At 64.8% G+C, this 20,510-nt stretch carries 26 protein-coding genes; 17 read left to right on the forward strand and 9 right to left on the reverse strand.

The genetic code is table 11. The annotated features are described in order from the left end of the window. Positions 1-33: 33 nt before the first annotated feature. A complete protein-coding gene (locus EHO51_RS12965; protein WP_245434590.1) occupies positions 34-408 on the reverse strand; it encodes a hypothetical protein in 375 nt (124 codons plus the stop codon). A gap of 123 nt (positions 409-531) precedes the next feature. On the opposite strand from EHO51_RS12965, the gene EHO51_RS12970 reads away from it, so the two are divergent. The 9 genes from EHO51_RS12970 to EHO51_RS13010 all read left to right on the forward strand — a co-directional run bounded on the left by EHO51_RS12970 (position 532) and on the right by EHO51_RS13010 (position 6,551). Next, positions 532-960 (forward strand): hypothetical protein, encoded by a 429-nt coding sequence (locus EHO51_RS12970; RefSeq protein WP_245434591.1) that lies wholly within the window; start codon positions 532-534, stop codon positions 958-960. Positions 961-1,114: 154 nt separating this feature from the next. Continuing rightward, entirely contained in the window at positions 1,115-1,759 is a 645-nt protein-coding gene (locus tag EHO51_RS12975) for a MotA/TolQ/ExbB proton channel family protein (RefSeq protein WP_124739232.1), read from the forward strand. Then, on the forward strand, positions 1,759-2,289 hold the full coding sequence (locus tag EHO51_RS12980; protein ID WP_124739233.1) for an ExbD/TolR family protein: 531 nt from the start codon (positions 1,759-1,761) through the stop codon (positions 2,287-2,289). Before EHO51_RS12975 ends, EHO51_RS12980 begins: the two co-directional genes overlap by 1 nt. Further along, the gene (locus EHO51_RS12985) at positions 2,286-3,002 is read left to right on the forward strand and encodes an energy transducer TonB (protein WP_124739234.1); all 717 of its coding nucleotides are present in this window, start codon (positions 2,286-2,288) and stop codon (positions 3,000-3,002) included. The genes EHO51_RS12980 and EHO51_RS12985 overlap by 4 nt, the downstream gene beginning before the upstream one ends. Positions 3,003-3,063: 61 nt before the next feature. Next, on the forward strand, positions 3,064-3,525 hold the full coding sequence (locus EHO51_RS12990; RefSeq protein WP_124739235.1) for an energy transducer TonB family protein: 462 nt from the start codon (positions 3,064-3,066) through the stop codon (positions 3,523-3,525). A gap of 88 nt (positions 3,526-3,613) precedes the next feature. Continuing rightward, positions 3,614-4,135: a hypothetical protein gene (locus EHO51_RS12995; protein ID WP_124739236.1), complete on the forward strand. Its 522-nt coding sequence runs from the start codon at positions 3,614-3,616 to the stop codon at positions 4,133-4,135. 67 nt (positions 4,136-4,202) lie between these two features. Continuing rightward, a complete protein-coding gene (locus EHO51_RS13000) occupies positions 4,203-4,580 on the forward strand; it encodes a hypothetical protein (protein ID WP_164479396.1) in 378 nt (125 codons plus the stop codon). A gap of 34 nt (positions 4,581-4,614) precedes the next feature. Then, positions 4,615-5,904, forward strand: a complete 1,290-nt coding sequence (locus tag EHO51_RS13005) for a sialidase family protein (RefSeq protein ID WP_124739238.1) — start codon at positions 4,615-4,617, stop codon at positions 5,902-5,904. Positions 5,905-5,927: 23 nt separating this feature from the next. Further along, positions 5,928-6,551, forward strand: coding sequence for a TlpA family protein disulfide reductase (locus tag EHO51_RS13010; RefSeq protein ID WP_245434592.1), 624 nt, complete (start codon positions 5,928-5,930; stop codon positions 6,549-6,551). Positions 6,552-6,560: 9 nt separating this feature from the next. Here EHO51_RS13010 and EHO51_RS13015 read toward each other — a convergent pair whose 3' ends face one another. Together EHO51_RS13015 and EHO51_RS13020 are read right to left on the reverse strand one after the other, a co-directional pair. Further along, positions 6,561-6,761, reverse strand: coding sequence for a twin transmembrane helix small protein (locus tag EHO51_RS13015; protein ID WP_124739239.1), 201 nt, complete (start codon positions 6,759-6,761; stop codon positions 6,561-6,563). A 60-nt stretch (positions 6,762-6,821) separates the two neighbouring features. Then, positions 6,822-9,290 (reverse strand): TIGR02302 family protein, encoded by a 2,469-nt coding sequence (locus EHO51_RS13020; RefSeq protein WP_124739240.1) that lies wholly within the window; start codon positions 9,288-9,290, stop codon positions 6,822-6,824. Between the two features lie 123 nt (positions 9,291-9,413). Between EHO51_RS13020 and EHO51_RS13025 the strand changes: the two genes are divergently transcribed. Continuing rightward, positions 9,414-9,926, forward strand: a complete 513-nt coding sequence (locus EHO51_RS13025) for a hypothetical protein (RefSeq protein WP_124739241.1) — start codon at positions 9,414-9,416, stop codon at positions 9,924-9,926. Positions 9,927-10,031: 105 nt separating this feature from the next. Here the strand turns inward: EHO51_RS13025 and EHO51_RS13030 are convergent, their stop codons facing one another. The 4 genes from EHO51_RS13030 to EHO51_RS13045 all read right to left on the reverse strand — a co-directional run bounded on the left by EHO51_RS13030 (position 10,032) and on the right by EHO51_RS13045 (position 13,179). Beyond that, the gene (locus EHO51_RS13030) at positions 10,032-10,259 is read right to left on the reverse strand and encodes a hypothetical protein (RefSeq protein ID WP_124739242.1); all 228 of its coding nucleotides are present in this window, start codon (positions 10,257-10,259) and stop codon (positions 10,032-10,034) included. Between the two features lie 36 nt (positions 10,260-10,295). Further along, positions 10,296-10,607, reverse strand: coding sequence for a plasmid stabilization protein (locus EHO51_RS13035; protein ID WP_124739243.1), 312 nt, complete (start codon positions 10,605-10,607; stop codon positions 10,296-10,298). A 267-nt stretch (positions 10,608-10,874) separates the two neighbouring features. Beyond that, a complete protein-coding gene (locus EHO51_RS13040; protein WP_124739244.1) occupies positions 10,875-11,789 on the reverse strand; it encodes a hypothetical protein in 915 nt (304 codons plus the stop codon). 55 nt (positions 11,790-11,844) lie between these two features. Continuing rightward, positions 11,845-13,179 carry a dihydroorotase gene (locus EHO51_RS13045; RefSeq protein ID WP_124739245.1) on the reverse strand — a complete coding sequence of 445 codons (1,335 nt, stop codon included), beginning with the start codon at positions 13,177-13,179 and terminating at the stop codon, positions 11,845-11,847. Between the two features lie 104 nt (positions 13,180-13,283). Here EHO51_RS13045 and EHO51_RS13050 point away from each other — a divergent pair, with 104 nt between their 5' ends. Beyond that, on the forward strand, positions 13,284-14,114 hold the full coding sequence (locus EHO51_RS13050; protein WP_124739246.1) for a YgfZ/GcvT domain-containing protein: 831 nt from the start codon (positions 13,284-13,286) through the stop codon (positions 14,112-14,114). Between the two features lie 122 nt (positions 14,115-14,236). On the opposite strand, the gene EHO51_RS20545 is transcribed toward EHO51_RS13050, so the two are convergent. Then, positions 14,237-14,398 (reverse strand): hypothetical protein, encoded by a 162-nt coding sequence (locus tag EHO51_RS20545; protein WP_164479397.1) that lies wholly within the window; start codon positions 14,396-14,398, stop codon positions 14,237-14,239. Positions 14,399-14,728: 330 nt separating this feature from the next. On the opposite strand from EHO51_RS20545, the gene mch reads away from it, so the two are divergent. From mch to fae (EHO51_RS13075), 5 genes are all read left to right on the forward strand, one after another. Next, entirely contained in the window at positions 14,729-15,709 is a 981-nt protein-coding gene (mch, locus tag EHO51_RS13055; protein ID WP_124739247.1) for a methenyltetrahydromethanopterin cyclohydrolase, read from the forward strand. Between the two features lie 15 nt (positions 15,710-15,724). Then, entirely contained in the window at positions 15,725-16,681 is a 957-nt protein-coding gene (locus EHO51_RS13060) for an ATP-grasp domain-containing protein (protein ID WP_245434593.1), read from the forward strand. A gap of 1 nt (position 16,682) precedes the next feature. Continuing rightward, the gene (locus EHO51_RS13065) at positions 16,683-17,558 is read left to right on the forward strand and encodes a triphosphoribosyl-dephospho-CoA synthase (protein ID WP_124739248.1); all 876 of its coding nucleotides are present in this window, start codon (positions 16,683-16,685) and stop codon (positions 17,556-17,558) included. Between the two features lie 137 nt (positions 17,559-17,695). After that, positions 17,696-18,205: a formaldehyde-activating enzyme gene (fae, locus tag EHO51_RS13070; RefSeq protein WP_018406101.1), complete on the forward strand. Its 510-nt coding sequence runs from the start codon at positions 17,696-17,698 to the stop codon at positions 18,203-18,205. Positions 18,206-18,463: 258 nt separating this feature from the next. Then, the gene (gene fae, locus EHO51_RS13075) at positions 18,464-19,033 is read left to right on the forward strand and encodes a formaldehyde-activating enzyme (protein WP_124739249.1); all 570 of its coding nucleotides are present in this window, start codon (positions 18,464-18,466) and stop codon (positions 19,031-19,033) included. On the opposite strand, the gene EHO51_RS13080 is transcribed toward fae (EHO51_RS13075), so the two are convergent. Then, complete coding sequence (locus EHO51_RS13080) at positions 19,002-19,772, reverse strand: HisA/HisF-related TIM barrel protein (protein WP_124739250.1); 771 nt, start codon at positions 19,770-19,772, stop codon at positions 19,002-19,004. The genes fae (EHO51_RS13075) and EHO51_RS13080 overlap by 32 nt on opposite strands. Before the next feature lie 45 nt (positions 19,773-19,817). Here EHO51_RS13080 and EHO51_RS13085 point away from each other — a divergent pair, with 45 nt between their 5' ends. Next, positions 19,818-20,438, forward strand: coding sequence for a hypothetical protein (locus EHO51_RS13085; RefSeq protein ID WP_124739251.1), 621 nt, complete (start codon positions 19,818-19,820; stop codon positions 20,436-20,438). Positions 20,439-20,510 lie beyond the last annotated feature (72 nt).

The raw sequence follows: 20,510 nt of genomic DNA on the forward strand, positions 1-20,510 counted from the left end.
TGAACGGCTTTCGCCGTCGTAACGTTCGGCAGATCAGACGAAGGAAGGGGGCCCGCGCGTCGGGGCGCTGCGGTTCGGCCGCGAAGGGACAAAGGCCAGCGTCGGCGGCGCCCGCGGCGCGAGATTGTGTTCGACGCCACGGATCGCAAAAACGGCGTCCGCCGGCGGCGGTGCGCTCCAGCCGATCTGGCAGAGCGCGCAGGCGCATCCATCGTGATCAAGCTGATCCGAAGGCGCTTGATCCGACTCGCCCTGCGCCACAGGCGATGTATTCGCCAGCAAATGGCACTTGGCGATCGGCGCGTTCGGCGCGTCAACGGATCTCGACGCCATCGCCTCGCAAGGCGATACGAGCCTCGCGACGAGCGCAAGGAGAGCGAGGAGAGCGAGGAGTTGGCGAATGCGCATAGGCTCTTGCGAAGTCGACGTCATTAACTTTAGCGACGCCGTAATCGCACATGAACCGGTAAACCGAGACTTTCCAAGCCTGCGCGCGTTGTCAAAGGTTAAAAAATCAACTAAGAGACATTTATGTCACAGTTGCGCGCCATGCGTCGGGAATTCCGCGCGGCATTTGCCGTCGCGGCCGCTTGCGCGCTGATGTTCTCGCTTCTTTTATCGGGCGCGACGCGGCCGGCGCACGCATTCGCGGACCAAGGCGGAATCGCCTGCGATCATGCCGCTTATGTTGCAGGTCTGCACGCAACCGCCGCGCAGAAGGGGGCGGCGACGCAGCGCGACGGCTCGCCAACGCATTCTGCGCATAGATGTCCGGACTGCTGCCTGACCGCCCATGCAGGCCACGCCGTTCTTCCAGAGCGCGTCGCTTCGGCGATGCGGACCGCCGCGGAGCGCCCTTCTGAAATTCGGCATTGCGCCGTCGCCACGCCGCCGCCCGAGAGTTTCGCAGCGAACGGCGCGAATGGCGCGCGCGCCCCACCCTCAATTCATATTTCCTGAATTTACGTTAGACTCCAGTGCGCCGCGCAGGAGTCTAACTGCGGGCTTTCTCCGCTTTGCGGCCTCTCGTCTCGCGAAGACATAACAAAACAAAAACTGACGCTTCGCCCGCGCGATCGCCGCAGGCGCGTCCTAATGAAACGAGTGAGTGAAAATGGATTACAATACGCTTTCTCCTCTCGCCATGTTCCTCAACGCCGGTCCTGTCGGAAAGGCCGTCATGGCGCTGCTGCTGCTCGCGTCGATCTGGACGTGGGTGCTCATCGTCGAAGGCGTGGTGGCCGTCACCCGCATCGCCAAGTCGGCCCGCTCCGCCCGTGCGGGGGGAGACGTCGGCGTTCTCGCGCCCGTCGCCGAAGCAGGCCGCGAAGGTTTTGCCCTCGACCTTCCCGACGAAACGATCGGCGACAAGCGCGCCCGCATCGCCGACCATATGAGCCGCGCGGCGCGCGAGTTCCTGACCAAGGCGGAGGGCGGCCTGCCTAATCTCGCCGTCATCTCGTCGGTCGCGCCCTTCGTCGGCCTGTTCGGCACGGTGTGGGGAATCATGACGAGCTTCGCCGGCATCGCCCAGTCGCAGGACACGAGCCTCGCGGTCGTCGCGCCCGGCATCGCCGAAGCGCTTGCGGCGACGGCGTATGGACTTGCCGCCGCCATCCCCGCGTCAGTCGGATACAACCGCATCGGCGCCGCCTTCGCGCGCGTTGGCCAGCAGGTCGCGCATTACATCGAAGACGAGTCTCTCCTGATGTGCAGCGGCCATCAGTCGCGTCCGCGTCGCGATCGGGAGGCTGCATAATGGGCATGCCCTCACGCCAGCGCCAGAGCGCAACCGAAGGCCTTTATCAGCCGCTCGCCGATATCAATGTGACGCCGCTCGTCGACGTCATGCTCGTGTTGCTGATCATTTTCATGATCACGGCGCCATTGCTCGCCAAGGGCGTCAAGGTGAACTTGCCGCAGGCGAGCGCCGCGATGCCGATCAACCAAAAAGACCCGATCGTCGTGACAGTGGGCAAGGACGGCAAGATCGCGCTTGGCGCGGACGAGCTCTCAGCCGAGGCGCTCGTCGACGGCATCAAGGTGATGATGGGCGACGACCAGTCGCGCGTCGTTCATATCCGCGGCGACACGGAGGCGGTTTATGGCGAGGTCGTCGCGGTGATGGATAAGCTTGCGACCAACGGCATCACCCATATCGCGATCATGACCAACTCGCGCAGCAAGACCGGCGCAGGCATGAAAGCCGCGCCCGGACGCGCTGCGCCCGCAGCGGTCGGCGCTCCGCCGGCGCAGGCGCCCGCCGCGGCCACAGGGGCGGCAAAATGACGGATCTCGCGCTAAGTCCCCACGACATGGCGCGGGAGGGCGATCATCCGCCTTCTGGTCCGGAGCCGGTTAAGCCGGGTTGGCTGCGCTCGGTGACGACCGTCCTCGTCGTCGCGGCGCATGTCATGGTCTTCGGCATACTCGCCTATTCGGCGAAGCCGACGGCGGTATCGCTCGACTCTGTCAGCATGGACCTCGTGCCGGAAGGCGACTTCTTCGAGCAGGAGGAAGTCGCCGAGGCCGACGACACGCCGCCGCCCGAAGCGGTCGAGGAGCCCGACATCGCGCTTCCGCCGCCAATGGTGATGTCGCCCGACGCCGTGCCTCTGCCGGCCAAGAAGGAAGACGTCGACGAGGTCAAGAAGAAGGTCGAGCAGCAACAGGTCCAGCGCGCGCAGCAACGTCAGGAGGCGCAGGCGCGTCGGCGCTACGGCGCGCCTGAGGGACACGCCGCGAGTTCGGGCGCGTCGCAGGCGACATGTCTTGCCCATATCGCCGCAGCGCTTCGCCGGCATACGCCAGGCAACACCAGCCTTGGTCCCGGCCATGCGAGCGTGACGTTCCACGTCAATCCGGGCGGCGGTCTGTCTGGCATTTCGGCTTCAGGATCGACTCCGGCGCATGCGGCGCTCGCGCGGCGGATCGTGTCTTCCGCGCGCGGCCCAGGCATGTGCAGCTCGGCCTTCGTGAGCCAGGCTTTCGCCTTCCATTGACGCGAACGGCGGCGGACGCTCGCGCCCGCCGCCTAAGATCGTTCCGAATATTGAGGGCCTGATGAAGCTCGCGCGACTGCTTACCCTCGCCGCGGCGCTCGCCGCGTGCGCGGCGCACGCCGAGGACGCGAAGCCCGCGACCACGCCGGCGCCTAAGCCCGCTTCCACAGCGCCCGCGCCACCGCGAACTGCAGCGCCAAACGCCGCTGCGCCGGCGACGACGGGCGGCGCAGCCGCGCCTTCCGCCGCTCCGGCGATGTCGGAGAGCAAGTTCCTCGGCGCGCTCTACACGGCGATCGCCAAGCGAACGCCCACGGAAAGTCCTGCCGGCGACGGCGAGGTGACGGCCAGCTTTCACGTCAACGCGCAAGGCAAGATCGACAAAGTGACGATCGACAAGACGACAAGTCCAGCGCTTTCAGAAACGGTGAAGAAGATCCTGTCGAGCGTCGAAGCGCCGCCGCCGCCGGGCGGATCGATGGATGTGGGACAAACCTTCAAGTTCCGCGCAACGCCGAAATGAGTCGGTCGCGCCGTTCAAAACTTTCGGTCCGTGGCTGAATTGAATCCATGCGCAAGAGGCCCGCGCATGTTTATCGAAGGAGAAGGAAATGCGGCACATTTCTCGACTGACACTGAGTCTTTCGGCATTGGCGTTCGCCTGTGCGCTTGGCGCGAGCGGACCGGCGCGCGCCATCGATGAGGCGCAAAAGCCCAAGGCCGAAGACAGCGCCGAACCGAAGCGCGAAGAGAGCAAGGATACGAAATCCGAGGAGAAGACCGAAAAGCGCGAGGAGAAGACCGACGCCGGGCGCGAACAGAAACCCAAGGCCGCGCGGGACGAGAAGACTGAGAAGGCAGCCGATAAAAAGAAACACGCCGACAACAGCGCCTATCTGCGCAAGCTCGGTCTAATTATCCGGGCGCGCTCGCCGGGCGCGACGAGTCTTGGCGAAGGAAGCGCCGTCGTTCGCTTTCATCTTGGCGCCTCAGGCGCGACTGACAGCGTCACACTCGTTTCCGCTTCGACGCCCCGCCACGGGCAATTGGCGCGCTCCATCGTCTCCGGCCTGCGGGCGCCGCCGCCGCCCGGCGGCTCATATGACGGCGTGCAGAGTTTCAGATTTCACTAGCGGTGCGGCGTCTCTTCGCGGCTGAGGCGATCAAGATGGGAGAGAGATGATGCGCAAGGCAAGAAGAATGCGTCGGCCTCTTTCCTGGCCATGGATTCTCGCCTTGCTCGTCGTCGGAATTGAAGTCGCGTCAATCGGCGCAGCGTCGGCGCGCAACAATATGCTCCGCGCCGCCTATGCGACGCGCGTTTCGGAAATGTTGCGCGATCGCGCCTATTTAGAGATCTCGTCGCGTTTTTTCCGGATGGAGTCGCCACGCATGGGCCCGGGCTATGCGCGCGTCTGGTTCAAGATTGATTCGTCTGGACATGTGACGAACGTTAGAGTGGTCGACGCAACCAGCGATGCGCACGCGCGGAAGGCGGAAGCGATCTTGTCCGGCTTGCGCCTGCCGCCGCCGCCTGAGGGCGGCTTTGCGGCCGCACAATCATTCAACTTTAGATGACGGCGCCGCTACACAGATGAGATCGGGAGGACCAATGAAGCGTCTAGCTCTTGCCCTACTGGCGTTCGCGGCCTCTAGCGCCGTAAGCGCGGAACAAGGCGCGCCCTCCGCAGACGCTCCTAAGGACGCGTCGACGCCGACTCAATCAGCGCCGCCGGCCGCGATGAGTCACCATCCCGCCGCCGCCTGCGCCGAGGCGAAGGTCGACTGCGCGGCGACCGCCGTTCCCGCCTTTGCGAAGGACGGACGACTGTGGGTCGCCTTCTCCGTTGGCAAGAGCCTTTACGCAGCCGCCTCTTCGGATAATGGCGCGACGTTCTCCGCGCCGACCGCGATCGCTACGATCGGCGACGGCGTGATCGACGCGCATGGTGACGCGCGTCCGAAAATCGTCGCGCTCAAAGACGGAACGCTGCTCGCGAGCTATACGACACGGCCCGACAAGCAGATGATCGGCACGATCTTCACCGCTCGCTCGACCGACGGCGGCAAGACCTTTTCAGCGCCGCAGGCGCTTTTAGCCGAAGGCGGCCAGCGCTTCGACAGCATCCTCGTCAACCGCAAGGGCCGCATCTACGCCGGCTGGCTCGACAAGACTCATGCGCTCAAAGCCAAGGCCGAAGGCAGGGAGTTTCTCGGCAGCGGCGTCGCCTTCGCCTATTCGGACGACGGCGGCAAGACGTTCAAAGGCAAGTCGATCCTCATCGATCACGCCTGCGAATGCTGCCGCATGTCAGGCGCGCTCGACAAGGACGGAACGCCGGTCTTCGCGTGGCGACAGGTTCTGGACGGCAATGTTCGCGACCATATGGTCGCCAAGCTTTCCGCGGACGCCGCGCAAGCGACGGCGACGCGCGTTTCCGACGACGATTGGGCGATCAATAGCTGCCCGCATCACGGACCATCGATCGCGATCGACGCCGCCGGCGATTGGCATGTGGTCTGGTTCACCAAGGGCAAGAAGCGCCAAGGGCTCTATTACGCGCGCAGCCTCGACGCCGGCAAAAGCTTCTCGGAGCCGGAGAAATTCGGCGACGACGCGCGCGCCGCCGGACATCCGACGCTGGTCGCGGCCAAGGGCCGCCTGTATCGCGTCTGGAAGGAATTCGACGGCGCGACGACGACGATCGCCATGCAAATGTCGCGCGACAACGGCAAGAGCTGGAGCGCCCCGCGCGTCGTGGCGCAAACCTTGGACGCCTCCGACCATCCCGAGCTCATCGCCCATAATGGCGCGGCGTATTTGTCGTGGTTGACCCATAAGGAAGGCTATCGCCTGATGCCGCTGCCGCGAGACGAAAAAAGCGCAGCGGCGCCGCAGTGACGCCAATTCGGATGGGCGCTGCTTTGTCATTGGCGACGCGCGCGCCGCGCGTGATCGGCAATCCAGAAGCGATCAACGGCGCCGGCTTTATCACTCTCGATTCCCGGTCGGGCCTGCGGCCTACAGGGAATGACAAGAACTATAGAAGTTTAGTGGGTCTTCGTCGCATGCGCCTCATGTCTTTCGCCGTCGTCATTGCGCTTCTTGCAGGTGGAGGCGCCTTCGCCATGGACTTCAAGCCCTACGGCCGCGGCGCATTCGGGCAATTGACCAAGGCTCACGCCGGCAGGCCGCTCATCGTGCATTTCTGGTCGGTGACCTGTCCGCCCTGCCTCGTGGAATTGCCGCAATGGGCGAAGATCGCCGCCGAGAAAAAGGGATCCGACATCGTCTTCGTCAACACCGACAGCGACGATGACCGCGCCCGCGCTGAGGCGCGCATCGAGAAGGCCGGGCTCTCGGGCGCGGATCATTACGGATTCGCCGACGACTTTGTCGAAAAGCTCTATTTCGAAGCGGACAGCGCCTGGCGCGGAGAATTGCCGTTCACGGCGCTTGTCGCGCCTGACGGCGGCGTCGTGACGGTGACGGGCGCGGTCGACGATCCGCTGATCGTCGACTGGTTGAAGAAGCACGTAGCCAAGTGAAGCGGCCGCTTACCAGCGGCCTCGCGCGTAAAGCACGCCGAGCACGATGAGAAGCGCCAGCAATTGCAGACCGACGCGCCAGCGCATGAGCTTCTGCGAGCGGGCCGGCGCGCCCTCGCCGCCGCGAAACATATTGATGAAGCCGGCGACGACGACAAGAATCACCGCCGCGACGGCGACAATGACCAACAGATTTGAAGAACTTGGCATGAGCGGCGCTTCTCCCTACCCGGTGCGCTGTAGAGAAGCGCGCGCCCGCGGGCAAGGCGTTTATCGCCGCAGCAGGCGCTGCAGATAATCGAGCTCTTCCTGCGGGCGTTCAGGCTGGCCAAGCCTGCGGCGCAGCTCTTCCTGCACGCGATGGGCGCGCTGCGCCGGCGGCAGGCCGAGCGGATCATATTTCCCATAGGCGTCGGGGCGATTGCCGTCGCCAGACGCCCGCCCGAGCGGATCGCGTCCCTTGCCGCGGCGGCCGCGCCTGCCCGGGCTTCCGCCCTCTTCTTCAGCGCTTTGGTCGCCCTCGCCGCGCATCTGCTGCGCCAGCCTGTCGGCGCCCTTACGCAACGCCTGCACCGCGCGCCCTTGCGCGTCGACCGCCCTGGCGCCGCCTTCGCCAGCCTTTCCGAGCGCGTCTTCCGCCTCCTTCATCGCGCGTCGCGCGTCATCGAGTTCTTCGGCGGCTTCGACGCCGCCCTCGCGCAGCGCGTCCTGCTGGCGCTCAAGCCGCTCGCGAAGCGCCTGCTGGCGCTGGCGCTCGGCGCTGAGCTCCTCGTGCTGCGGCTGTCCCTTCTGCCGATGGCCGCGCGCGCCGCGCGCCTCCATATCGCTCGGCGCGTTCATCCCCTGGAACGTGTCGTCGCGCAATTGCTGTTCTTCGCGCGACAACTGGTCAAGCTCGTTGAGCGCGCGCGCCATTTCGCGCCCGCGCCCGCGACTCTGGCCCGCCCCCTGCGCCGTCTGCGCATTTTCGAGAATGTCCTGGAGTTCCTCCAGGAGCCGTTGCGCCTGCGCCATGTCGCCCGATTTCATGGCTCGGTCCATCTCGTCGAGCATCGCCTGCAAATCGTCCGGCGTGACGGTGTCGGCGCCGCCCTCCGACTCCTGGCGCGGCGCACCTTCCGGCGGCAATCGGCTGCCAAGCTGCTGGAGGAATTTATCAAGCGCGGCGCGTAGCTCCTCGGCGCGGCTGGCGATGTCCTGCTCGCTGTCGCCGCGCGCGATCGCATCCTTCAATTCGCGCTCCGCCGCGCGCAGTTCGCGCTCCGCTTGGGAGGTGTCGCCCTCTTCCAGGCCGAGCGCCATCGCCCACAGCATGTCACAGACGCCGCGCAACTCGTCGTCGCTACGCGGACCCTCAAGACCGCGGCGCGCCTCGCGGAGTCCGAGATGGACGGCGGCGGGCGTATCGAAGGCTTCGGGCGCGATCGACAGCGCCTCGAGCGCCGCGCGAACGCTTGAGCGCGAATCCGGATCGAGCGCGAGGATGCGCCTCTGTTCGGCGAGCGCGCGCGCGAGCGGCTTGACGAAGCGACGCTGCGGCAGGGTCACGTCGATCGATTCAGAAGCGCCTTCATTGTCCGCGGCGTCCTTGGCGACGAGGCGCATCGCGAGCTTCGCGCCGCCGAAAGGACTGTCGGCGAGATCGATTGTCGCCTTGGCCTCGCCCTGACCGCCGCCGCCGGGCGGCAAAGCGAGCGCAAGACGGGGCGGCTCATAGAGCGCGCGTCGCGCGCTGGGCGGGCCGCTAAAGACCGCTTCGGCGCCGACGACGCCGTAATCGTCCGTGGCGCGGAACGCAAGCGTCATCGAGCCCCGAACATTGTTGCGCGGCTTTTCCGTCAGCGCGATGGTCGGCGGCTTGTCTGGGATCGCCGCGAGATCGAAACGCCGACCGTCGGAGAGCGACACGCGCGCCGCGCGAGAGAGTTTGAACGCCTGCTCTTTCGACGCGCCCTTTTGCGACTCTTCGACGGCGGTCTGCGCGGCGACCAGTCCGCCGGAGACGGATACGCCAGAGTCTGGGGGGCGGATGCGCAGCATCGAATTGACCGGCGCCTCGATGGGCGCGTCGCTCTCCTTTGCCAGCACGATCGGCGGACGCCCCGTATAGGCGGGCGGTTCGAGCCAGGCGTCGACGCGCGCGGCGGTCCCGAAGCTCGCGGACGTGCGCCAGTCAAATGCGGCGGCGATTCGCGCGCGCTTTTCATCGCCTGCCATGAATCCGGCCGCAACCGCCGCGACGAGCGCCAGCGCGCGCAGCGCATAGGGGTCGCGCTGGGGCACGCGCGGATGCGGCGCCTCGATGGGGGTTTGCGCCAGCGCCGCCTCCAAGCGCTGGCGATGCAGCGCCCAGAGCGCCTCGACCGCCGCGTCGGGGTTCGGACTGGCGAGCCGATCCTCGAGTGAAGAAGCAGGGCGCAGCGCGGCGTCGGCGCCGCGGTCCAGCCGTTCGAGCGCGGCTGCGCGATGCGGCAAGCCGCGCGCAGACTCCCGCGCGACGACATAGAGCGCGGCGAACCCAAAGAGCGCCACGCCGCCGACGCGCGCCTCAAGCGGCGCAGCCTGCCAAAGGCCAAGCCAGGACAGCGCCAGAAAAAACAGGAGAATCGTGGCGAGCGCCAAGCCGGCCCGCCAGACGCGCTCGGCGATGAGCGCAAGCGCCGACCGGCGCAGCATCCCCTCAAGACGCGGCGAGGTCGTGTTCCCCGTGGGCGTATTCTGGTGCTGAGGCTCGTCCATTTATTCTCCGAGAGCGCGCCCATGACAATGGCGGTTTCGTTACGGGCAGACAATCTTGGCCGTAGGAAAATGGTCAAATTCAGCGCATTGGCGCATCAAGGGCGGAGCGCGCTAACATGCTGCATGAGCCGCAAACCCAAGGCTGACGTCACTGGAGACGTCATTTCGCCCCCGATCGGCGATCTCGCGCTGCTGCCCGCGCCCGTCGCCAGGATCCGCGACAAGATTCTTGCCGCGACCGAGACTGGCGACGTCGAAGCGCTCCGCATTCCGATCGACTGGAACGAGACGCGCCCGCTGTTCGCCAAGAGCGGCGCCTTCATGGCCGGAACCGATCCCATCGAGATTTTGAAGACGCTTTCCTTCGATCGCAAGGGGCAAGAAACGATTTCGCTCATCCGCTCGATTCTTGCGCAGCCCTTCGTCAAGATCGTCCGCGGACCGACGACGCTCTATGAATGGCCGGCCTTCGCGCGCCATCCGCAGGCCGCGGCCAATGAGGACGAAGCGCGCGCAAGGTGGCGCTGCGTGCGTTTCGCCGATCTTATACGCTCTAATGCCGAAGGAAAGCCGCGCGCGACGCGCATCGGCATCGGGTCGGACGGCGTTTGGCACTACTTCTGGAGCGAAGACTAGAAGTTCGCCGAAGCGTTGGGAGACGACGCGGCGGCGATCGCCGCGTCGGGATTGGAGAAGGCCGTTCAGCAGGTTGAACGCGACCGCCAGCTGCAAAGCATCGAGTTAGATTTCGCGCTCCTGCTCATGCGGCGCGGCGTGCGAGCGACCCTCGTCTTCGGCGCGCTTCAACTCTTCCGCTTCGTCGCCTTCGATCGCCTGCTCAGCGTCTTTCGCCGCTTTGTCGACCTTGCCGCTTTCGACGAATTTCCGTGTCGCGTCATTATACTGTTTGGCGGCGGTGCGACTGCCTTCGCCTTCGTTCGTCGGCTGCTCGTCGTTCTGCGCGGTCATCGCGATCTCCTTGTGGTCTAGAGCAATGGCTTCGCGCTAGCTGGCGCGCTGTTCGTTGCGTTTGCGCGTTGGGGCGGCCTTTTTGGCGGAAGCCGAGCGTTCCGAAGCGGGACGCGACGCGGAAGCTTCACCGCCGATCTTGCCGCCCTTGTGCGCCGCCGGATTGCCTGTACTTGCGCCGCGGCCGGACCCCGATTTCTTGCCGCCGCCATCATCCTTGTTGACAGTCGCCCAGGCGCGGCGCTCGGCTTCCTTATCGGGCACGCCGCGCTTCTCGTAGCCTTCTTCGATGTGCTCGGCTTTGCGTTTCTGCTTGTCGGTATAGGCCGACTTGTCTCCCTGCGGCATGGCTCATCTCCTCTCGCGCGCAATCGGGAATGAGCGACTAACCGCGCGCGAGTTCTCAATGTTCCGCGCGTGCGCGCAAACTTTGCAAAAGGAGATTAGCGAGCGTTCCAGATTGCGGTGTGTCTCGCGGCGCTTCAAGCGACGAGGGTGAGATCGGCGTCGTAGCCAACGACGCGCGTTTCGATCCTTATAATCAGGCGCTCCGATGAAGGCGCCGCCGGCGGTGAAATTCCAATTTGGGAGGCGTGTCAAAGGCGTCGTCGTCGATCACAACCGGCCTTCCTTCAGCTCACCGATCTCAAATGAATCCAAAAGCCGCTCCGTCCGCTCCTTAATCTGCGGCCATATCGGCATGTATATACGCGGAAATAGAACTTTGATCTGCGCATCCAGGCGCGCATACCTGAGGTACATATAGCACTCAGGTCTTCCGCTCCACGCAGCATCTTCAGTGTGATCTCTTATCTCGTCCGCATCACAATCAAACCATAGATCAATAGGATTTCTATCAACGAAATATAGATCTGGCGTTTCTCCGCGTCCATATTTATACTTAAACTGGTCTAGATCTCCGATTACGCCAAAGCGCTTTAGTTTAAACTTATCTGGTTTTTGTCCGGCAGATAGGCCAGCTTCTTTTAAATATCCATGTTTAGGATTCACGCTATATTGCCGGACCGAAAAAAATAGATCTTCTATGAAACGATTTTTTTTGCTCTCAGACTTGAGCAATGCCATTGTGTCAATGTGAACCACCATCTTTGACCAATTCACACCGTTTCTATCAATGTTGCGATCAGCCGGCGGCAGCGGCTTAAAGTCCGGCAGCGACAAGCCAACCGCAAACCCCTGTGCAAATGGTTTTGTGTAATTCGGGTCCGGATAGCCCGGCATTGTCGCCGACTCGCACCCGACATCGGCCCATGTCACATAGTCGGCCGGCACGCGCAGACGGACGCGCCAGCCTGGCGGGTCCGCCAGCCAGCGCAGTTCGAGAAAGCGACGCCCGTCCGGATCATTGACGAAGCGTTCGTTAGGGATGCAGTCAGTCTTCTCGGCTTTCACCGCCAAGACATTGCCGCCGATATGGTTCGCCGCCCAAATAAGCGCGGCGACGATCGCGAGAGGGCCAACAAGCCACGCCGCAAACCGATGAATGGAAATGTCACGCCGCGGATTCATCTCCTGAACCGGGCGCCGCGCGCTCGCGAATATGCGAACCTGAGGCGAGAGCGGATCATTTAATGCCGAGCGCCGCGTGAAAACGCATCGGCGCGCCATGCGAAGGCGTTACGAGTTCGCCTTCCCACATGACCTTGGCGCCGCGCACGAACGTCCCGACAGGCCAGCCAACGACTTCCTTGCCGTCATAGGGCGTCCAGCCGACGCGCGAAGCGATCCAGGAATTGCGGATCGTCTCGCGCCGCTGCATGTCGACGACGGTGAGATCGGCGTCGTAGCCCACCGCGACGCGCCCCTTGCCGGCGATGCCGAAGAGCCGCGCCGGACCGGCGCTGGTCAGGTCGACGAAGCGCTGCAAGGTCAATCGACCGGCGTTGACGTGATCGAGCAGCAGCGGAACGAGCGTCTGCACGCCCGTCATGCCTGAGGGGCTATTGGGATAAGGCTTGGCCTTCTCTTCAAGCGTATGCGGCGCATGATCGGAGCCGAGCACATCGACGACGCCTTGCGCGACGCCGCGCCAGAGGGCTTCGCGGTGGCGCGCCTCGCGCACCGGCGGATTCATCTGCGCCAGCGTGCCGATCCGCGCATAGTCGCTCGCGTCCATCGTCAAATGATGCGGAGTCACTTCGACGCTGGCGATGTCCTTATGCTCGGCGAGCAGCGCGATCTCTTCTTCGGTCGTCACGTGCAGCACATGCACGAGGGCGCCCTTCTCGCGCGCGATGTTCATGAGCCGACGCGTCGAGCGCACCGCCGTCTCGACGTCGCGCCAGACCGGATGCGACGACGGATCGCCGGAGATGCGCAACGACTTGCGCAGATTCAGCCGGTCTTCGTCTTCGCTGTGAAAGGCGGCGCGCCGGCGCGTATGCGACAGCACTTCCGCGATGCCGGCGTCGTCGGCGATGAGCAGCGAGCCGGTCGAGGAGCCCATGAACACTTTGACGCCGGCCGCGCCAGGAAGCCGCTCCAATTCGCTGAGGTCACGGGCGTTCTCATGCGTGCCGCCGACCCAGAAGGCGAAATCGCAATGCATGCGACCGGTGGCGCGCGCCACCTTGTCGGCCAGCTCCGCTTCGCCTGTCGTCAGCGGATTGGTGTTGGGCATGTCGAAAACGCCGACGACGCCGCCCAGAACCGCGCCGCGCGACCCCGATTCAAGGTCTTCCTTATGCGAGGCGCCGGGCTCGCGGAAATGCACTTGGCTGTCGATGACGCCGGGCAGAATATGCAGGCCGCGACAGTCGATCGTCTCACCGGCCGAGGCGCGAGACAGATCGCCGATCTCGGCGATCTTGCCGTCGCGAAGGCCGACGTCGCGGGCGCCCTCCCCGTCCTGATTGACGAGCGCGCCGCCGGAGAGGATGACGTCGAAAACCTGCGGCATGAGTGGCGCCTCGCTTGCGATGTCGTCGCGGGGTGGAGTTTTGTTGCTAATGCGCCAAAGGCGCGCGAGACTCAAGCAGCTGGCGGCGGAGGCGGAAGAGAGACATGACGACGGCGATTCTGCTCGATGACCGCGCAATCATCGAGGTTGCGGGCGAAGACGCAGGCAAGTTCCTGCATAATCTGGTGACCAACGACGTAGCTGCGCTCAAGCCCGGAGAGGCGCGCTACGCCGCGTTGCTGACGCCGCAGGGCAAGATTTTGTTCGATTTTCTGGTCTTTGCCGCGGGCGAAGGAGGCTATCTGCTTGACTGTCCGCTCGCCCTTGCCGCCGATCTCGAAAAACGTCTGAACATTTACAAGCTGCGTTCGAAAGTGACGGTGACGAACCGCAGCGGCGACCTCGAAGCGATCGCCTTTCCCGACTCGACCGAAGCGCCGAAGGTCGAGGCCGTCGTCATCGCCGCCGATCCGCGCGGTCCGCTTGGATTCCGCGCCATCGCGGCAAAAGGCAAGATACCGACGCAGGACGGGCGGAGCGCCTACGAGGCCCGGCGCATTCATGCCGGCGTGCCGCTCGGCGGCGTCGATTTCGACTATGGCGCAACCTTTCCGCACGAAGCCAATATGGATCTCCTCGCCGGGATCGATTTCAAGAAAGGCTGTTTTGTCGGCCAGGAGGTCGTGTCGCGGATGAAGCATCGCGGCTTGGTGCGCCGGCGGGTCGCGCCCTACCGCGCGCAAGGCGAAGCGCCGGCGCCGGGCGAAGCGATCCACATCGGCGGCGTCGAAATCGGGGTCACGGGGTCGCGGCTCGCCGATGAAGGCTTGGCGATGGTGCGACTCGACCGTCTCGCCGAGGCGAGGGAGAAAGGCCAGTCGCCAGTAGCCGGGGGAGTCGCCCTCGATTTTGATACGGAAAAAGACGCGCTTTAGGCCGAGTGAGGAAGACGACTGAGCGCGGCGTCAGCCGCGAAATCCGATAGAACGGCAAAAGGCCCACGCGCGGCGGGCCTTCATCTACTATCTCTCGATACTATCTTCTCCGAGCAGCGGATTTACCGCACCCAGGAATCCAGCGCGACATCCATGGCGCGGACGAGCGCCACATTGCCGAAGAGAATGACCGCAATCGCGAGCGCGACGTAAAACACGTCGGTTAATGCAAGATGTCCAGCCGCACGCTCGGCGACGTCCCGTTCAGTCGGCTGCACATCCATCTGATCTTCCTTCCAGCGTAAAAATGTATCGTACTGGTCGCTTTTCGCACAAAACCCGCCTGCTTGATGTGCGGAAACACACAAGCGATGCTCAACGCTTCAGCAGCCGATTGGTTGCCTTAATAAACCCACAAAGATTGAAATTTTGTGACATTGACCTCAAACTTCCTGGCCAAGCGGTTCGCGTCCGCGACACGCTGCGACGCGGCCCGGCTTTCGTTTCGGCGGAAAGCTCTATAAGTTCAGGCTCGAACCGGCTGCAGGCTCATGCTTAGAACGGCCGGGCAAGGGTGGACAGCGCCACAGAGCGAAAGAAGGGAAGGGCCACAAGTGAGCGGAAGCCTGAACATCAGCGGCCGTACGACCGAAAGCGTCAACGCTCTCGCGGGCGCGATGGTCGACCGTCTCGTCGCCGGCGCGGCGAAATATCGGATCGCCGTCGAGCGCGGCAGTCTCGGCGAATTGCTGATCGACGCCGGCGCCAAGGTCCCGGGCGGCATTGAGGCCGGCCTGCTGCTGACCGAGATCTGCATGGGCGGACTTGGGCGCGTCACCCTCTCCCACGCGCCGGCTGCGCCCAAATGGCCGTTTTGGCTGACCGTGACCAGCGCCGATCCCGTCGTCGCCTGCCTTGCCAGCCAATACGCCGGCTGGAGCCTGAGCCACGAGAAATTCTTCGCTCTCGGGTCGGGCCCAGGCCGCGCCCAGGCGCGGGCCGAAAAGCTCTTCGATGAGCTGTCGTATCGCGATCTCGCCGACCGCGTCACCATCGTCCTCGAAAGCGCTTCGCCGCCGCCCAAGGAAGTCGTCGAAAAGGTCGCCGCGCGCTCAGGCGTGACGCCAGACAAAGTCGCCTTCATTTATGCCCCGACGCAGTCGCTCGCCGGCGGCGTTCAGGTGGTCGGCCGGGTGCTCGAAGTCGCGTTGCACAAGGCGCATGAGCTGCATTTTCCGCTCGACGACATTATCGACGGCGTCGCGACGGCGCCGCTCTCGCCGCCCCACCCCGACTTCGTGCAGGCGATGGGCCGCACCAATGACGCGATCATTTATGCGGGGCGCGCGCATCTTTTCGTGAAGGGCTCGGCGGCCGCCGCCAAGGAGCTCGCCGAGAAGCTGCCGAGCGACACCTCGCGCGACTACGGCCGGCCATTCGCCGAAATCTTCAAGGCTTATAAGGGCGACTTCTATAAGATCGACGGCAGCCTGTTTTCGCCGGCCGAAGCGCTGGTGACGGCGGTCGAGACCGGCGAAACCTTCCGCGCCGGCGAGGTCAATCTGGCGCTGCTCGATAAATCGTTTGGCGGGTGATCGCCGGGGCGTTTTGTGACTGCGTTCGACCTGCTCGATAGATCCGACCCCACCGCTCCGAGCGAGGATAGAGGGCCGCCGCCGCGCGTGGCGGTCTTCACCGACAAGCTCGATTGGCATGTGATCCGCACGCTCCGCGCCTTGCGCAGGCAAGGCGCAACGGCCGTCGCCGTAAGGCTCTCCGCCTGCAAGATCGAGACGGGCCGCGCCCACGGGCTCATCATCCCCGGATTTCGCGACCTGCCCGATCTCGCCATCGTTCGCGCCATCGGCGATGGGTCGCTGGAAGCGATCACCATGCGGCTCGGCGTCCTGCACGCCCTGGAGGCGCTCGGCGTTCCGGTGCTCAACAGCGCGCGCGCGATCGAACGCTGCACCGATAAATCCATGGCGAGCTTTCTTTTGGCGCAGGCCGGACTGCCGACGCCGCAGACTTTCGCGGCGCAGACTCTCGCGCAGGCGCGCGCCATCGCGCGGCGCGAATGCGCCCAGGGCCCCCTCGTGATGAAGCCGCTTTTCGGGGCGCAGGGCTGGGGTCTGCGGTTGATCGAAAACGACAGCGATCTGCCGTCGCTACAGGACGCGCGCGGCGTGTTCTACCTGCAGCGCTTCGTCGGCCCGGCGCGGCCGCCGTTCGAAGACATGCGTATTCTCGTTTCGGGCGGCGACATCATCGCGGCCATGCGCAGGCGCTCGAGCCATTGGATCACCAATGTGCGGCAGGGGGCGAAGCCGCTCGCCGTCGAGCCGTCAGAGCGGGAGGCGGAGATCGCGCTCGCCGCCGCCGCGGCGCTGGGCGTCGATTTCGCCGGCGTCGACATCATCAATGATGAGCGGGGCGCGCCGCTTGTTCTTGAAGTCAACAGCATGGCGGGCTGGAGCGGACTGCAGCGGGTGACGCCCTTCTCGATCGCCGACAGAGTCACGGCCGACGCGCTTGCGCAGATGACGCGCATGCGCCTTCGCGGCTGACGTGGCGAATTTCGCGGCCGACCCGCAGGAGATCGCGACGGGCTTTCTCGCCGCCTGCGAGGCGGAGCTGCAGGCGCCCAAGCCCGGCAACGTCCATGTCTTCGCCGACGGCCATGGCATGACCACGGCGGATTTCCTCGCCAGCGCCAAGGCCGCCGCGCCCTTCATCGCAGCGGCGCAATCGACCGTTGGCGCGCGCATCGCCGGCGCGGTCGAGGCGACGCGGGCGCGAGTCGGGCAGAACACCAATCTCGGCATTATCTTGCTCTGCGCGCCGCTGGCCCAGGCCGCCGCGACCGCGCAAAGCGCCGATCTACGCCGGGAGACCGGGCGCGTCCTGCAGGCGCTCGACATCAACGACGCCGCCGACGCCTTTCGCGCTATCGCCCAGGCGCGGCCGGCGGGACTTGGAGATGCGCCGCAGCACGACGTCCATGCGCCGGCGCAAACGACTCTCCTCGAAGCGATGCGGGCGGCCGCCGACCGCGACCGCATCGCCTGGCAATACGCCAACGGCTTTGGTGATATCTTCGGCCTTGGCCTTACGACCCTCGCGGAGGCGCGCGCGCGAAGCGCCGATGCGGCGCTCGGAACGCTGAGCGTGTATGCGGCCTTTCTCGCCGCTTTTCCGGATAGCCATATTGCGCGCAAACATGGAGCCGCCGCCGCCGAGGCGGTCCGCGGCGAGGCGGCGCGTTTTGAAGAGAGTTTCAAGAGCGCGAAAGGCCGCGCGGCGGCGTTCGAACTGGCGTTGGACTTCGATCGCGCGCTCAAACAGCGTGGGTTGAATCCCGGCACAAGCGCCGATCTGACCGTCGCGGTTCTTTTCGCCGATTATCTTGGGGCCATCTTGGCAAGGCCGCGCAAAAATGGTTGAGTCCGCCGCGCGCGGGATGGACTCGCGGCTATCTGACCACCGGTCGGATCGGGCTTTTTCGCTCGGCGCCGAAGAGGGGATAGAGTCGCTCGGGGCCGAATGGCGCGCGCGATCATGAGGAATTCTGGGAGGAACACATGGCTTTAATCAACAAAATGCTGGTCGGCGAGTCGCTGGTCGGCGACGGCAATGAAGTTGCGCATATCGACCTGATCATGGGTCCGCGCGGTTCGGCGGCCGAGCTCGCCTTCGCCAATGCGCTCGTCAACAACAAGGACGGCTTCACGACGCTGCTCGCCGTCGTCGCCCCGAACCTGCTGTGCAAGCCCAACACGATCCTCTTCAACAAGGTGACGATCAAGGGCGCCAAGCAGGCCGTGCAGATGTTCGGTCCGGCGCAGCATGGCGTCGCCAAGGCGGTTGCGGATTCGGTCGCCGAGGGCGTGATCCCGGTCGACGAAGCCGACGACATCTTCATTGCGGTCGGCGTGTTCATTCACTGGGACGCTTCGGACGACAAGAAGATCCAGGACTATAATTATACCGCGACGAAGGAAGCGATCGCGCGCGCCGTCAAGGGCGAGCCGAAGGCTTCGGAAGTCGTCGCCAAGCGCAACGAAGCCAAGCACCCCTTCGCGCCGAACTGAACCGCGTAGAACATGCGCAGCGGGGAGCCCAACGCTCCCCGCCGCCGCGCTCGCAGCCGACCGACGCCGCCGCTTAAGCGGCCAAGCATCAGGCTGCAAAACGATGACGCCGCAGCGTTCTAAAGTCTGGCGCGCGGGGGCGGCCGCCAGCAGAAATTTCGTCTTCTCTGAGGGAAGGCGCAACCAGCAATAGGGGCATTCCGCGCGCGCAAAGTCGAAGACGCCGCAGGGACGCGAACGCACCGGAAGGGATGGATTATGGCTTCGTTCTTTGAGAAAATACTGGGCGCGCTTTTTCCGAAGCCGTCATCCGGCTTCACGTCCAGCAGCGGCAAGACCAGCGTCGGCGAATCGCTCGTCGGCGACGGCAATGAGGTCGCGCACATCGACCTGATCATGGGTCCACGCGGCTCCGCCGCCGAGAAGGCCTTCGCCAACGGCCTCGTCAACAACAAGGACGGCTTCACGACGCTGCTCGCGGTCGTCGCGCCGAACCTGTTGGTGAAGCCCTATACGATGATGTTCAACAAGGTGACCATCAAGAACGCCAAACAGGCCGTTCAGATGTTCGGCCCGGCGCAATATGGCGTGGCCAAAGCGGTCGCCGACAGCCTCGCCGAGGGCGTCATTCCGATGAGCCAGGCGGACGATCTCTTCATTTGCGTCGGCGTGTTCATCCATTGGGACGCCAATGACGATCAGAAGATTCAGGACTTCAACTACACGGCGACGAAGGAAGCCATCGCCCGCGCGATGAAAGGCGATCCGAGCGCGCGCAGCGTGTTGTCGGCCCGCGTCACCGCGAAACATCCTTTCGCCGCCAACTGAGCTTTGGCGGTTCGCTTGACAAGGGAGCCTCAGGGCTCCCTTTTTTTTTGTGCGCCGACGCGAAGCGGTCGAGGTCGGCGCGCGTCAGAGCGCCATCGTGCAGCGCCGTCGCGACCAGCGCGCCAGCGGCGCCAATCGCTTCAAGCCGTTCAAGATCGTCCGCGTCGCGAACGCCGCCTGCGGCAAAGACGCGCCGATCGCCGGCGCGCGCGATGATTTGCGAGACGCGCGCAAAGTCGGGACCCGCGCTGACGCCGACGCGCGTGAGCGTCATGACGATGATCCGACGCGGCCACAGCTTGGGGGATTGGTCCAGCGCATCGGGACCCAAAAAAAACTCGTCGCGAAAATCGAGCGAGAGAACGACATTGGGATCATGCGTCGCGGCATGCAGGGAGTCGCTGTCGCGCAAGGATTCGCTGCCGATCACACAGTTGATGCGCGCTGCGCCGCGCCAGTCGCAGGACGCGGCGCCGGCGTCGACCATGAAGCGCAGCGCTGGGAAGCATTCGGACAACGCGCCGATCTCGCGGCGGTTGTCGCCGCGTCCCTCGATCGCATCGAGATCGGCGATATAGATTTTCTCGAATGGATGAAGCGTCAGGAAACCGGCGACGACATCGGCCGGCGCACTTGTCGACGCAAGCGGCGTAGAGATTGGCTTGTAGATGTCGCGGGCGCCGGCGCGGGCGCGCATGACCGCGCCGTTGCGAATATCGATGACGGGGATGATCTGCATGGGGCATTATAGCGCGTCGCGATCCTGCGACGTCCGGCGAGCCTCATGATTCATCTTAGCCTGCGTCTTGCGCTTTTCTTGCTCGTTTTCGCCGACGCCGCTGCGGCGCAGGCGCCGCCCCTACAGAGCCAGCCCGATTGGCCGTGCCGACAGGTGCGCGTGCCCGAGGTCGCGGTCGGGGGCGTCTGGGCCGGTCCGCCGCTCGACGCCGCTATGAAACATTGGCGCGATGATGCGACGATCGCCGATCTCGTCACGCGCCTCGCGCAGCGACGCACGCAGATGGACGAAGCAGAGACGCTTATCGCGCAGTTCGCCAAATCGGCGGGCGACAAGCGCAAGGAGCGCCTGACGACGCTGTTCGCCGGCGTCTATGAGCGCATGAATGACGAGCGGCGCGACCTGGTCAACGGGCTCGATCGTTTAGGCCGGCGGCTGAAAGCCATGGCGGAGACGGCGCGCCAGGAGACGCAGACGCTGCGCGAACTGCAGGATCAAAAGCCCCCGGACCCCGAAGCGATGAAAAAGGCGAGCGAAGCCGTGCAGTGGCGGCTGCGCCTCTTCGAGGAGCAGCGGCGCATGGTCGGCTATGTGTGCGAAAGCCCGGCGCTGATCGAGCAACGTTTTGGAACGCTCGCGCGCGCCATCCAGCAGGCGATGGAGTGAGCGGCGGACCCCATTGATCTGCTGGTTTGCGTGTCATTCCCGGCAGGCCCACGGCCTGACCGGGAATCCAGA

Source organism: Methylocystis rosea, assembly GCF_003855495.1.
GTDB lineage: Bacteria > Pseudomonadota > Alphaproteobacteria > Rhizobiales > Beijerinckiaceae > Methylocystis > Methylocystis rosea_A.

Bases quoted from the DNA above. Each gene is read 5' to 3' on its own strand.
- EHO51_RS13000 (WP_164479396.1), top strand. From the start codon at position 4,203: ATGCGTCGGCCTCTTTCCTGGCCATGGATTCTCGCCTTGCTCGTCGTC.
- EHO51_RS13030 (WP_124739242.1), bottom strand. From the start codon at position 10,259: ATGACCGCGCAGAACGACGAGCAGCCGACGAACGAAGGCGAAGGCAGT.
- fae (WP_018406101.1), top strand. From the start codon at position 17,696: ATGGCTTTAATCAACAAAATGCTGGTCGGCGAGTCGCTGGTCGGCGAC.
- EHO51_RS12970 (WP_245434591.1), top strand. From the start codon at position 532: ATGTCACAGTTGCGCGCCATGCGTCGGGAATTCCGCGCGGCATTTGCC.
- fae (WP_124739249.1), top strand. From the start codon at position 18,464: ATGGCTTCGTTCTTTGAGAAAATACTGGGCGCGCTTTTTCCGAAGCCG.
- EHO51_RS13085 (WP_124739251.1), top strand. From the start codon at position 19,818: ATGATTCATCTTAGCCTGCGTCTTGCGCTTTTCTTGCTCGTTTTCGCC.
- EHO51_RS12965 (WP_245434590.1), bottom strand. From the start codon at position 408: ATGCGCATTCGCCAACTCCTCGCTCTCCTCGCTCTCCTTGCGCTCGTC.
- EHO51_RS13020 (WP_124739240.1), bottom strand. From the start codon at position 9,290: ATGGACGAGCCTCAGCACCAGAATACGCCCACGGGGAACACGACCTCG.
- EHO51_RS13015 (WP_124739239.1), bottom strand. From the start codon at position 6,761: ATGCCAAGTTCTTCAAATCTGTTGGTCATTGTCGCCGTCGCGGCGGTG.
- EHO51_RS13025 (WP_124739241.1), top strand. From the start codon at position 9,414: ATGAGCCGCAAACCCAAGGCTGACGTCACTGGAGACGTCATTTCGCCC.
- EHO51_RS12990 (WP_124739235.1), top strand. From the start codon at position 3,064: ATGAAGCTCGCGCGACTGCTTACCCTCGCCGCGGCGCTCGCCGCGTGC.
- EHO51_RS13045 (WP_124739245.1), bottom strand. From the start codon at position 13,179: ATGCCGCAGGTTTTCGACGTCATCCTCTCCGGCGGCGCGCTCGTCAAT.
- EHO51_RS12980 (WP_124739233.1), top strand. From the start codon at position 1,759: ATGGGCATGCCCTCACGCCAGCGCCAGAGCGCAACCGAAGGCCTTTAT.
- EHO51_RS13005 (WP_124739238.1), top strand. From the start codon at position 4,615: ATGAAGCGTCTAGCTCTTGCCCTACTGGCGTTCGCGGCCTCTAGCGCC.
- EHO51_RS13035 (WP_124739243.1), bottom strand. From the start codon at position 10,607: ATGCCGCAGGGAGACAAGTCGGCCTATACCGACAAGCAGAAACGCAAA.
- EHO51_RS13080 (WP_124739250.1), bottom strand. From the start codon at position 19,772: ATGCAGATCATCCCCGTCATCGATATTCGCAACGGCGCGGTCATGCGC.
- EHO51_RS12995 (WP_124739236.1), top strand. From the start codon at position 3,614: ATGCGGCACATTTCTCGACTGACACTGAGTCTTTCGGCATTGGCGTTC.
- EHO51_RS12975 (WP_124739232.1), top strand. From the start codon at position 1,115: ATGGATTACAATACGCTTTCTCCTCTCGCCATGTTCCTCAACGCCGGT.
- EHO51_RS13050 (WP_124739246.1), top strand. From the start codon at position 13,284: ATGACGACGGCGATTCTGCTCGATGACCGCGCAATCATCGAGGTTGCG.
- EHO51_RS12985 (WP_124739234.1), top strand. From the start codon at position 2,286: ATGACGGATCTCGCGCTAAGTCCCCACGACATGGCGCGGGAGGGCGAT.
- EHO51_RS13040 (WP_124739244.1), bottom strand. From the start codon at position 11,789: ATGAATCCGCGGCGTGACATTTCCATTCATCGGTTTGCGGCGTGGCTT.
- EHO51_RS20545 (WP_164479397.1), bottom strand. From the start codon at position 14,398: ATGGATGTGCAGCCGACTGAACGGGACGTCGCCGAGCGTGCGGCTGGA.